At 55.0% G+C, this 12,447-nt stretch carries 10 protein-coding genes and 1 tRNA gene; 6 read left to right on the plus strand and 5 right to left on the minus strand.

Translation table 11 applies throughout. The annotated features are described in order from the left end of the window. Positions 1-127 precede the first annotated feature (127 nt). The 5 genes from gltB to GGR95_RS08360 all read right to left on the minus strand — a co-directional run bounded on the left by gltB (position 128) and on the right by GGR95_RS08360 (position 8,575). Positions 128-4,660 carry a glutamate synthase large subunit gene (gene gltB / locus GGR95_RS08340; protein WP_184564737.1) on the minus strand — a complete coding sequence of 1,511 codons (4,533 nt, stop codon included), beginning with the start codon at positions 4,658-4,660 and terminating at the stop codon, positions 128-130. Then, positions 4,657-5,091: a GFA family protein gene (locus tag GGR95_RS08345; RefSeq protein ID WP_184564739.1), complete on the minus strand. Its 435-nt coding sequence runs from the start codon at positions 5,089-5,091 to the stop codon at positions 4,657-4,659. The genes gltB and GGR95_RS08345 overlap by 4 nt, the downstream gene beginning before the upstream one ends. Before the next feature lie 109 nt (positions 5,092-5,200). After that, positions 5,201-6,634, minus strand: a complete 1,434-nt coding sequence (locus tag GGR95_RS08350) for an NAD(P)-dependent oxidoreductase (protein ID WP_184564741.1) — start codon at positions 6,632-6,634, stop codon at positions 5,201-5,203. A gap of 157 nt (positions 6,635-6,791) precedes the next feature. Then, a complete protein-coding gene (locus GGR95_RS08355) occupies positions 6,792-7,595 on the minus strand; it encodes an undecaprenyl-diphosphate phosphatase (RefSeq protein WP_425506386.1) in 804 nt (267 codons plus the stop codon). Next, positions 7,595-8,575: a complex I NDUFA9 subunit family protein gene (locus GGR95_RS08360; RefSeq protein ID WP_184564743.1), complete on the minus strand. Its 981-nt coding sequence runs from the start codon at positions 8,573-8,575 to the stop codon at positions 7,595-7,597. The genes GGR95_RS08355 and GGR95_RS08360 overlap by 1 nt, the downstream gene beginning before the upstream one ends. Before the next feature lie 165 nt (positions 8,576-8,740). On the opposite strand from GGR95_RS08360, the gene GGR95_RS08365 reads away from it, so the two are divergent. The 6 genes from GGR95_RS08365 to lptB all read left to right on the plus strand — a co-directional run bounded on the left by GGR95_RS08365 (position 8,741) and on the right by lptB (position 12,304). Next, positions 8,741-8,826 (plus strand) — tRNA-Leu (locus tag GGR95_RS08365). 161 nt (positions 8,827-8,987) lie between these two features. Beyond that, positions 8,988-9,764 carry a PaaX family transcriptional regulator C-terminal domain-containing protein gene (locus GGR95_RS08370; protein WP_184564745.1) on the plus strand — a complete coding sequence of 259 codons (777 nt, stop codon included), beginning with the start codon at positions 8,988-8,990 and terminating at the stop codon, positions 9,762-9,764. A 49-nt stretch (positions 9,765-9,813) separates the two neighbouring features. Next, the gene (locus GGR95_RS08375; RefSeq protein WP_184564747.1) at positions 9,814-10,428 is read left to right on the plus strand and encodes a ribonuclease D; all 615 of its coding nucleotides are present in this window, start codon (positions 9,814-9,816) and stop codon (positions 10,426-10,428) included. A 7-nt stretch (positions 10,429-10,435) separates the two neighbouring features. Then, positions 10,436-11,035, plus strand: coding sequence for an LPS export ABC transporter periplasmic protein LptC (lptC, locus tag GGR95_RS08380; RefSeq protein ID WP_221384789.1), 600 nt, complete (start codon positions 10,436-10,438; stop codon positions 11,033-11,035). Between the two features lie 19 nt (positions 11,036-11,054). Further along, the gene (locus GGR95_RS08385; RefSeq protein ID WP_184564749.1) at positions 11,055-11,546 is read left to right on the plus strand and encodes an LptA/OstA family protein; all 492 of its coding nucleotides are present in this window, start codon (positions 11,055-11,057) and stop codon (positions 11,544-11,546) included. Next, positions 11,546-12,304, plus strand: coding sequence for an LPS export ABC transporter ATP-binding protein (lptB, locus tag GGR95_RS08390; RefSeq protein ID WP_184564751.1), 759 nt, complete (start codon positions 11,546-11,548; stop codon positions 12,302-12,304). The genes GGR95_RS08385 and lptB overlap by 1 nt, the downstream gene beginning before the upstream one ends. Positions 12,305-12,447: the final 143 nt, after the last annotated feature.

The following is a 12,447-nucleotide window of genomic DNA, read 5'->3' on the forward strand; positions in this document are numbered from 1 at the left end:
AGCGTGCAGCCGCCGCTTGTGAACGCCCGCTTGCAGGCAGCGTCATATCATCTTCCGCCGTGTTCTCTTGAACACGCCAATGCGCCAGCGAAACAGGAAGGCCCGCCGCTGGCGCAGTTTTTATGGGTTACTCAGCCGGAACAGCCTGCGCTTCGATACCCAATGGCGCGGGGATACGGCTCAGCATTTCCTTTGGACAAATTTGTACAAAGTTACCTTTTTCCAGCTCCCAATGTTGCAAAATATCGGCAGCTTTACGGCTGTTCGTCTCTTCTGCATGGCGCTCGATCAAGGCTTTAAGTTCCTGCTCCCAATGCCCATCGGACACTGCGCAATGTACAAGTGTCTCGTGGTTCATCATGTCAAACACGCGGCCATCTGGATCATAAAGATAGGCCATACCGCCCGTCATACCGGCCCCGAAATTGGCACCGATGCTGCCCAGAATGACAGCAACACCGCCGGTCATATATTCACAACCGTTGCTGCCACAGCCCTCAATCACAACCTTAGCGCCAGAGTTACGCACCGCAAAACGTTCGCCTGCGCGGCCTGCCGCGAACAGGTAACCGTCTGTCGCGCCGTATAGAACCGTGTTGCCGACAATCGTATTTTCAGACGCAACAATGGCCGATTTCATCGGAGGCCGGACCACAATTGTACCACCAGACAGACCTTTGCCAACATAGTCATTGGCATCACCCGACACGACCAGCTTAAGCCCGGGCGCCGCAAATGCGCCCAGAGATTGCCCCGCACTGCCCGCCAAATTCACCGTCAAATGATCCGACTGCAAGGAATTGCGCATGCCAAAACGTTTCACGATATGGCTAGAAGTTCGCGTCCCGACAGAGCGGTGTGTGTTTTGCACCGCATAGCTCAGTTGCAGTTTTTCACCATCCTCAAGGAAGCGCACCGCATCAGAGACAATCTGCGCGTCCAATGTATCAGGTACAACATTGCGCGGCTTGGAACGGTCGTACACCGTGTCCATTTCGGCATCGACCGAGATCAGAAGCGGGTTCAGGTCCAGATCATCCAAATGCGCGTTACCGCGTGACACCTGCGCCAACAAATCCGCCCGACCGATCACATCATCCAGTGACCGCGCACCAATGCTGGCAAGGATTTCACGTACTTCGGTGGCGTAGAAGGTGATCAGGTTCACAACCTTATCGGCATTGCCAGTGAACTTGCCGCGCAGCGCTTCGTCTTGCGTACAGACACCCACAGGGCAGGTATTGGACTGGCACTGACGTACCATAATACAACCCATTGCGATCAGGGCCGCCGTGCCGATGCCGTATTCCTCTGCACCCAACATCGCCGCCATGACAATATCGCGGCCTGTGCGCAAACCGCCATCGGTACGCAGTGTGACGCGCCCACGCAGGTTGTTCATGCTCAGCACTTGATGCGCTTCGGTCAGGCCCATTTCCCACGGCAAACCCGCATATTTAATCGAGGTCGCAGGCGAAGCACCTGTGCCGCCGTTGTGGCCCGAAATCAGGATGATATCCGCCTTCGCTTTGGCCACACCCGCCGCAATTGTGCCAACGCCACTGGATGCCACCAGCTTAACCGTCACTTTACAGCGCGGGTTGATCTGTTTCAGGTCATAGATCAGCTGCGCAAGGTCTTCGATGGAGTAGATATCGTGGTGCGGTGGCGGTGAAATCAACGTCACACCGGGGGTAGAGTGACGCAAACGCGCAATCAGCTCGGTCACTTTCATGCCCGGCAACTGGCCGCCTTCACCCGGTTTCGCCCCTTGGGCAACCTTGATTTCCAACTCTTCACATTGGTTCAGATATTCCGCAGTCACACCAAAACGGCCCGACGCCACCTGCTTGATCTTGGCGGATGGATTATCGCCATTCGCTTCGGGCAAGAAGTGCGCGGGGTCTTCGCCGCCCTCACCACTGTCCGATTTTGCACCGATGCGGTTCATCGCCACGTTCAGCGTTTTATGCGCCTCGGGCGACAGCGCCCCCAGCGACATGCCCGGCGTGACAAAACGCTTGCGGATCGCAGTGATGCTTTCCACTTCTTCAATCGGCACGGCTTTACCCAACGCTTTGAAATCCATCAAATCGCGCAGGTGGGTCGGCGGATTACTTTGCATTTTGGCGCTATATTGCTTCCACATCTCATAAGACGCGCGGTTACAGGCCTGCTGCAACATATGCATGCTGGTCGCTTCCCACGCGTGTGTCTCACCGGATTTGCGCGACTTGTAGAACCCCCCAATCGGCAGAACCGTATCCGTGCCGGACCACCCCAATGCATGCACTTCTTCGGCTTTGCGTTGGATGCCGCTGACGCCAATGCCACTGATGCGGCTGGTCATCCCCGGGAAGTATTCAGCAACCATCGCACGCGACAGACCTACCGCCTCAAAGTTCAGCCCACCCCGATACGAGGAAATAACCGAAATCCCCATCTTGGCCATGATCTTGAGCAAGCCCTGATCAATCGCCTCGCGATAGCGGGCAACCGCCGCCGTCAGATCACCCTCTAACAAGCCACGCTCAATCCGGTCGGCCAGAGAATCCTCTGCCAGATAGGCGTTCACCACGGTCGCACCACACCCGATCAGCACGGCAAAATAATGCGGGTCCACACATTCAGCCGACCGCACGTTCAGCGATGTGAAAGTGCGCAAACCCTTGCGGATCAAATACGAGTGAACCGCGCTTGTCGCCAGAATCATCGGTACTGCCACACGGCCTTCGCCACTGGCCTGATCCGTCAGCACAATATGCCCCGCACCCGAGCGCACAGCATCTTCCGCTTCGTTACGGATGCGCGTCAAATCCTTGCTCAGGTTCCCACTACCGGGTTCGAATGTGCAATCAATCGTTACCAGATCAGCGTTGAAATTGCGGCAAAGCTCGTCAAATTCGGCGTTCCCTACAAACGGGCTGTCCAGCACCAGAATTTCGGTTTGGCTGCTGTCTTCGTCCAACACGTTCTTGAGGTTACCAAAACGCGTCTTCAGGCTCATCACCCGAAACTCACGCAAGCTGTCGATCGGCGGGTTGGTGACTTGGCTAAAGTTCTGACGGAAGAAATGGCTGAGCGGACGGTACTTGTTAGACAAGACAGCCGACGGCGTATCATCCCCCATAGAGGCCAGCGTTTCCTTGCCGTCCTCTGCCATCGGCGCAAGAATCTGCTCCAATTCTTCAATGGTATACCCTGCTGCAACCTGACGGCGGCGCAGATCGTTCCCCGAAAACAGCGCATATTCAGGCTGGCCCGTCAGTATCTCGTCCAGCTCGTTGATCTTGCTCACCCACTCGCCAAAGGGACGCGCATTGGATAGTTTGTCTTTGATCTCGGTATCGCCAAACAGCTTGCCCTCGGTCATATCCACCGCCAGCAATTGCCCCGGCCCAAGCGCGCCTTTGCGCACCACGCGTGCCTCATCCAACGGCACCATGCCCGCCTCGGAGCCCGCGATCAGCATCCCATCAGAGGTCACAACATAACGCATCGGGCGCAAACCACTGCGGTCCAGTCCGGCGCAAACCCAGCGCCCATCGGTCATCGCCAAAGCAGCAGGGCCATCCCATGGCTCCATCACAGAGTTGCAATAAGAATACATGTCACGCCACGCCTGTGGCAATTCCACGGCCTGCTTAGACCATGCTTCGGGCACCAGCATTGTTTTCGCCATCGGCGCAGAACGCCCCGCACGCACCAGAACCTCAAAAACCGAGTCTAACGCGGCGGAATCCGATGATCCTGCGGCCACGATTGGCTTGATGTCTTCCGCCATATCCCCAAACGCCGAAGACGCCATGCGGATCTCATGGGACTTCATCCAGTTCAGGTTGCCCTTCAGCGTGTTGATCTCACCATTATGCGCCAGCATGCGGAACGGCTGCGCCAACCACCACTGCGGGAAGGTGTTGGTGGAATAACGCTGGTGATAGATCGCAAAGGCGCTCTCGAACCGCTCATCCATCAGGTCGGGATAGAACTCGGCCACTTGCTCGGCCAACATCATACCTTTGTAGATGATGCTGCGGCACGACATCGACGCGATATACAGCGTCGGCACTTGCGCCGCGATGGCCGCTTTTTCAATGCGGCGGCGGATCACATATAGCTCACGCTCGAATGTTTCCTCATCCACACCTTTGGCGTTCGAGATCAAAATCTGCTCGATCTCGGGGCGGGTGGCGTTGGCCTTTTCGCCCAGACATTCCACCTTTACTGGCACATGGCGCCAGCCATAGATGTAATAGCCCATGCGTAACACTTCGGTTTCAACGATGGTCCGGCAAGTTTCTTGCGCCGCAAAGTTTGTGCGCGGCAGAAAAACCTGACCCACAGCAATCATCTCATCCAGACGCGGCGTGTGGCCTGTGCGCTTTACCTGATCATAGAAAAACGGCACCGGAATTTGAACGTGAATACCCGCGCCATCGCCGGTTTTGCCATCGGCATCCACAGCACCACGGTGCCAGATCGCTTTCAGCGCCTTAATTCCGTTTTCCACCACTTCGCGTGACCGTGACCCATCGATGTTCACGACCAAACCAACACCACAGGAAGAATGCTCTTCCTCAGGAGAATACAAACCTTTCTCAGCCATGAACGCGCGCTTGGCTTCTTCACGTGCTACCCATGCGTCATCATATTTGGTCATTGGTTGTCTCCTTCAGAGGGCGCAAACAGCGCAAAGGTTTCTTGTCTTGTTAGTTTTTGATGGTCGCCCGCGAACCCGTCGCCGATCAGACAGTCATCAGAGAAATATTCTTGCACCATTTTGGCACCACCCAGATCAGGGAACAGCCCTGCGGCCAGATTGCGGCTGCCGTCATGCTGCATCCCGCACCAAAGCGTCGAACCGCAGGTCTCGCAGAAGGCGCGCTGCGCCCAGTCGGATGATTTGAACACTTTGACGGGGCCGCTGATCTTGATGCTATCGGCGTCCGTCTGGATGTTCACAAAGGCAAATGAATTATGCTGCCTACACATTTCGCAATGACAGGCCCGCAAAACGGGATCGCTGGCAGTGGCCGTGACCGTCACAGCCCCGCACATACAATTCCCGCTTAGTTCAATCTGTTCAGACATCGTTCATCTTTCCTGCTAGCTAGGTCAGCATCGCTGACCAGTCACGCGCTAAAGGTGCATTTCATCGGTGCACAGGCGGTGTACGCTTGGTGCACGATGTGTGACTCCCCTATTCCGCCGCTATGGCAGTGGCCCCGTTAAACTGCTTGATAATCGCTTCGGCACAATCGCGACCGTCTTTGATGGCCCAAACCACCAAGGACGCACCGCGCACGATGTCACCCACAGCATAAACGCCTTCGGCCTCTGTCCGGCCCGAGATATACTCGGCCTTCACAGTGCCCCAACGGTTCACAGGCAGATCAGGACAATCCCAAAGCGTCGGCAGGTCTTCGGCCTCAAATCCCAGCGCCATGATCACCAGATCGGCCTCTTCGATATAATCCGCGCCCTCAATCACTTCTGGCGCTTGGCGGCCAGAGGCGTCAGGCTGACCCAGACGCATTTTCTGCACCATCACACCCGTGATCGGATCACCGGTAAAGCCTTTGGGCGCGCTAAGCCATTCGAATACAACACCTTCTTCTTCGGCATTGGCAACTTCACGTTGGCTGCCCGGCATGTTCGCACGGTCACGGCGGTACAGACATTTCACCGATGTCGCGCCCTGACGGATCGAGGTCCGAACACAGTCCATCGCCGTGTCACCCCCACCGATCACAACCACCTTTTTGCCTTCGGCATTCAGGCTGCCATCGGTAAACGCAGGCACATCATCACCAAAGCTTTTCTTGTTGCTGACAGTCAGGAAATCCAGCGCAGGGACCAAACCCTGAACACCCACACCGGGGGCCTGCAAATCACGGCTTTTGTAAACGCCAGTGGCGATAATCACCGCGTCATGTGCCGCACGGATATCAGCAAAGCTGATGTCTTCTCCCACAGCACAGTTCAACTTAAAGGCAACGCCACTTTGTTCCAGTTGATCGTTGCGGCGCATAACCACATCTTTTTCCAGCTTAAAACCGGGGATGCCGTATGTCATCAAACCACCTGCGCGGTCATAGCGGTCATAAACCGTGACCTGCACACCCGCACGGCGCAGAAAATCCGCCGCGGCCAAACCGCCGGGGCCAGCACCAATGATGCCCACGCTCTCTTTGCGTTCTTGCGCAGGGACAATCGGCTTGACCCAGCCATTTTCCCACGCGGTATCCGTGATGTATTTCTCGACCGAACCGATGGTTACAGTGCCATGGCCCGACTGCTCAATCACGCAATTACCTTCGCACAGACGGTCCTGCGGGCAGATACGGCCACAAATCTCGGGGAAAGTATTGGTCGCTTGCGACATCTCATAGGCTTCTTGCAAACGCCCTTCAGCGGTCATGCGCAGCCAGTCTGGAATGTTGTTATGCAAGGGGCAATGCGTCTGGCAATACGGCACACCACATTGGCTACAGCGGCTGGATTGCTCCTTGGCTTTCGCATCTGCGTACTCTGCATAAATCTCGTTGAAATCTTCCCGACGCAAGTTAGGCGCACGCTTTTCCGGCATGTCCCGCTCAACGTTGATAAATTTTAACATAGGTTGCTTGGCCATGCTGCCTAATCCTCAATTCCCATTTGCACTTTCGAATAAACCAAAGCGAAACGGAATAAAAGGCAGCAGTACTGACCTATATGTCGATTTTACGAGTACAGAGCGTAACGACCCACAGACACCTTATCAGATTTAGGTCCGATTCGAACCATTTAGATCAGTACCCGCTGATAAGAAACAACAAAGCCAATGACCCGACAATGATCCGCCACCACCCAAACAAGGCGTAGCCACGGCGGCTCACAAATTCCAGCAGCCATTTAACCACTAGAACCGCACTGATAAACGCCATGACAAAGCCTACGGCGATCTCACCCATGGCCGAAACGTCCAGAACATCGCGACTCTTGTAGAGGTCATAAGCAAAAGCGCCCGCCATGGTTGGCATCGACAAAAAGAACGAAAACTCAGCCGCGGCGCGCTTGTTGGCACCCAACATCAATGCCCCCACAATCGTCGCGCCAGAACGCGACACACCCGGGACCATAGCAAGACATTGAATAAACCCGATCTTGATCGCCATCGGCAAAGGCAGTTTCATCGCATCATCATACACGGGTTCAGGCGCAATCCGGTCCACAAAAACCAGAACGATACCGCCCAAAATCAGCATAATCGCGATCAACATCGGCGTTTCAAACAGCACAGATTTGATAAACCCATGCGCCATAACACCAATGAATACAGCAGGCAGAAAGGCCAGCAACACAGATAGAATAAACCGACGCGCCTGCGGATCAGTTGGCGCAGCAGTAAACACAGCAATGAGACGCGCAGAATACAGCGTCAGGATCGCCAGCACCGCGCCCAGCTGTATCACAACCTCAAAGGTTTTTCCCGCCGAATTGAAGCCAAGGAAGTGCCCCGCCAACAGAATATGACCTGTTGAAGAAACCGGAATGAATTCCGTCAGCCCCTCCAGAAGACCCAGAAAAGCGGCGACGATCGTGGTATTTTCCATCAGCTTGAGCGCAGATTTTGCGCTGATTCTTTGATCGCAGTAAATTCGCCTGACGGGCGGAACCGCCACAAATACTCAGGCAGCACTGACGTCATAGCAACAGGATCAATCCCAAGCGCCTCAAAGCTCTGCGCGCCTTTGGTCACAACATTGTCGTTGCGCAGGTTTTTCACCTGATCACGTGTGACCATGCTTTTCACCAACCCAAGCGACAAAATTTGCCCCATGTCGAAACCAAACGCCATGTAACGCGCAGCAAAGAAAGGAATGTTCAATACCAGACGGCGGCGGCGAATAACGCCCAACATCAGGTTCATCAACCCGCGCATGCTCATCACCACAGGGCCACCCAGCTCATAAACGCCGCGGACTTCGTCCAACACACCTTTGACAACAGCCTGCGCCACATCATCCACATAAACAGGCTGAAATTGCGTATCGGCACCCACTACAGGCAGGACAGGACCCATCCGTGTCATGCCCGCAAAACGGTTGAAAAATTCGTCTTCTGGCCCGAACATAATCGAAGGCCGTACAATCATCGCATTCGGCTGGTGTTTGAGCACGCCAGCTTCGCCTGCGGCTTTGGTCTGTGCATAGATGCTTTCGCTATCTGCATCAGCGCCAATGGCAGAAACATGAACCATCCGCGTGATTCCCGCAGCCTGCGCCAAACGCGCGATCCGCTCTGCACCCTCGGCCTGAACGGCCTCAAATGTGTTTTTGCCGTTTTCAGCCAACATGCCCACACAATTCACAACAGCATCAGCACCCTGAAGCACAGAGGCGACAGACGCCTCGTCACGAATGTTGCACAAAACAGGCTCAACCTGCCCTACAACGCCATATGTGCGCACAAACAGCGCTTCGTTCGGGCGCCGCACAGCTACGCGTACACGCCACCCCGCCTTGGCCATCCGCCGCGCGATATAACGCCCGACAAAGCCTGAGCCGCCATAGATTGTAACCAGTTTAGACATGGTGCAGTCCCTCAACGATTGTCCCGCACGGGTGTACCCCCGCACAGCCCCGCAAACAAGGCGCAAAAATCCCTCAAATTTCGAGAGTTGAAAGAACTTGCACCCATACCGATAATTATAATTGACACCTCGCGCTGCGAGCCTTAGACGCCACTCACGATACGTGCCCAGGTGGCGGAATGGTAGACGCGCTAGCTTCAGGTGCTAGTACTGGCAACGGTGTGGAGGTTCGAGTCCTCTCCTGGGCACCAATTTTCCGTAAAAAATTGAACACAAGCAACCGATAGAATATCGATTGCACCCCCATTCTCCACATTGATCAATTCAAGAAATTCCGACTTTTCGGGTTTCGCTGGCGCTAACACGCGATGCAGGTATACTGTGTGCTGATCTACACCAGCGGAACACCTTGATGCCTCCAGAGACTTTCGACCAAACAAAAACAGCGCTTCTGGCACTGGGAGGGCAACGGGTTTGGTCTTTGATGGTTTCGCTCTTTGGCGATTTGGCGCTGACCGAGGGCAGTACAATAGACGGGCCTGTGCTGACCGCCGTTATGGGTACGATGGATATCCGACCCGAAGCTGTACGTGTGGCGCTTCACCGTTTGCGCAACGATGGCTGGATTGTTTCCCACAAACACGGGCGGACACGCCGACATTCACTCACCAAGGCAAGTCGCGCAGAAACCGTGAAAGCTAGCGCTCATATCTTTGCAGCACCCGCAGCACAAGACAGCCAATGGCAACTGGCCTTGCTTGATGATGCCGATACCACATCCCGTGAAACGATGGAAAAACGAGGCTTTGCACAACTTCTGCCTCGGGTCTATCTGGGGGCATTGGGCGCGCAGGCCCCTGAAAACGCGCTCTCCCTTAGCGGCCGTTCCGCGCCTCAATGGATACGCCAGCAGATCGGCCAACAAATGCTCGAGGTGGAATACACCACCTTACTGCCCATTTTGGAAACCGCCGAAAAAACCCTGATGGCGGGTCACCTTGATCCGTTGCAAACAGCCGTTTTACGTTGCCTGATCGTGCACAACTGGCGCCGCATAGTGCTACGCCATCCCGCGCTTCCGCCTGCTCTTTTGCCTGACGATTGGGCAGGACACAGATGTCACTTACGGGTGATCCGATTGCTGAACCGCTTTCCACGTCCTCCGCTCATCCATATCGCCCCCACTTGAATACAAAGCACTTTCCACCTACCTTTCCTTGGCTGTATTAGGACGCCCCATGACAAACCGAGTTTATCAAAACGATCTGCCAGACGGGCTTGACCTTGGGGCCATGGTTGCCATTGATTGCGAAACCATGGGCTTGCACCCGCACCGTGATCGTTTGTGCCTTGTGCAACTGTCCTCTGGCGACGGGCATGCGCATTTGGTTCAAATTGCGCGCGGGCAGACAGAGGCGCCAAACTTGTGCCGCCTGCTCGAAGATCCGAATATCCTCAAGCTATTCCATTTTGGTCGCTTCGATATCGCTGCACTGCTCAATACTTTTGGCACCATCACAGCACCTGTGTACTGCACCAAAATTGCCAGTCGCCTTGTCCGAACATACACAGACCGGCACGGGCTGGCGAAGCTGCTGAACGAATTGTTAAAGGTCGACATCTCCAAGCAGCAGCAATCCAGCGATTGGGGCGCACCCAAATTGACAAAAGCGCAAATTGACTATGCCGCCTCCGATGTCTTGCACCTCCACAAACTCCGCGACGTGCTTGAAGGCATGTTGGAACGCGAAGGCCGTACCGCACTGGCGCAATCCTGCTTTGATTTCCTACCTGCCCGTGCGCAGCTAGATCTGGCTGGCTGGCCAGAAACCGACATTTTTGCGCACGCATGATACAGCAATGATCACACGTGACCGCTACTCACGCATGGTGAGATTACTAAAGGTGGCTTTTCCGATTGGCGCGCTTGCGCTTTTGTCGACGCTGTTCCTCCTGTCACGCGCAATAAACACTGACACTCCCATTCCCTTTGCCGAAAAGGAAATTCAGGACCGTCTACGCGACCAGCAAGTCACAGGCCCGTTTTTCTCTGGCACGACAACAGGCGGTGACCAAGTATCATTCGAGGCGAAAAAGCTTCTGGCCCTGCAAGGCCGTCTGGGTGCGAACCGAGCCGAAGACGTCACTGCTTTGCTTGAAACCGCCGAAGGTGCCACATTCGAAGTCAAAGCAGACGTAGCAGAACTCGACATTGCCGAGGACAGTGCCGCGTTGACGGGGCAAGTCTATATGACCACATCCTCGGGCTACAGGATCAATTCCGAAAAATTCACCGCACGCATTTCGGATCTAGACGTGACCGCCCCCGGCGAAGTCCAGGCCACAGGCCCCCTAGGCCAGTTGACGGCGGGGAAAATGCGGGTGTTTACTCCAAAAGAAGCCACATCCACGCAAATGCTTTTCAGTAACGGCGTAAAGCTGGTATACACACCGCAATGATTAAGAAAGTAGTATAAATATGGGCCTTCGTTTGTTGCTTACAGCACTTTTTGCTGCTGTTCTTTCCACTGCGGCGTTTGCGCAAGGGGCGAATGTAGCTTTCGGGACGATAGCCCAAGACACCAGTCTCCCCGTTGAGGTGAGTTCGGATGAGCTATCTGTAGACCAGCAAACCGGATCCGCTGTGTTCACCGGAAATGTCGTGATTGGTCAGGGCGATATGCGTCTGTCCGCACAGCGTGTGATGGTGGTGTACCGCGCCACTCAAGATGGCATCGCCAAAATGGAAGCAACCGGCGGTGTGACGCTTGTTTCTGGTGCTGACGCGGCAGAATCCCTGCGCGCTGATTATGACATTGATGAAGGCACTATCGTCATGCGCGGGAACGTGCTGCTCGCTCAGGGGGCAAGCGCCCTCAGCGCTGACACGATGACAATCCGCCTCACCGATGGCACGGCGCGCATGTCGGGTAATGTACGCACACGTTTGCAAACGGGCGGCAAAAACTGATGAGCCAGCCAAACCTGACGGTGCAAGACGGAGATGCAGGGCTGCGTATCTCTCATCTGCGCAAATCCTATAGCAAAAAGACAGTGATCCGCGACTTTTCTATGGAACTGGCACGCGGCGAAGTGGTGGCATTGCTGGGCCCCAATGGATCAGGAAAAACCACCACCTTCTATTCGGTTGCAGGTCTTGTGACGCCCGAAGGCGGCACCGTGACGATTGATGGCAAAGACGTAACAACCTTGCCAATGTACCGCCGCGCACAGTTGGGAATCGGGTATCTTCCTCAAGAGATGAGCATCTTTAGAGGCCTTTCGGTGCAAGAAAACATTCTGGCTGTTTTGGAAATTGTCGAAAAAGACAGGCGCAAGCGCCGTAAACGTCTTGAGACGCTGCTCACCGAATTTTCCATCGAACATCTGCGTCGCGCCCCCGCTTTGGCGCTGTCGGGTGGGGAACGCCGCCGCGTCGAGATTGCACGCTGTCTGGCGGCCGATCCAAAATACCTTTTGCTGGATGAACCTTTTGCCGGTGTTGATCCAATTTCCGTTGGCGATATCAGGCACCTTGTTTCTGACCTGAAAAAGCGCGGCATCGGCGTCTTGATTACCGATCACAACGTGCGCGAAACGCTTGAGATCGTTGACCGCGCCTATATTCTGCATGAAGGGCGTGTGTTGATGTCAGGCACACCGGACGAAGTGGTGCGGGATAACGATGTCCGCCGCGTGTATCTTGGTGAAAATTTCAAGATTTCCTAAGCGGCCTTTGGCGTACAAATAATATTCTTCCGTCTTAAATGATTGACTTTGAACAGACTCTGCCCATCTAATTAGGTATGGCGATAGAGCATTTCATTGATCGGAAGGCTGCGCCACCTGCGGGTGGGACGGTGACGATCATT

The organism is Sulfitobacter undariae (assembly GCF_014196805.1).
Classification (GTDB): Bacteria; Pseudomonadota; Alphaproteobacteria; order Rhodobacterales; family Rhodobacteraceae; genus Sulfitobacter; species Sulfitobacter undariae.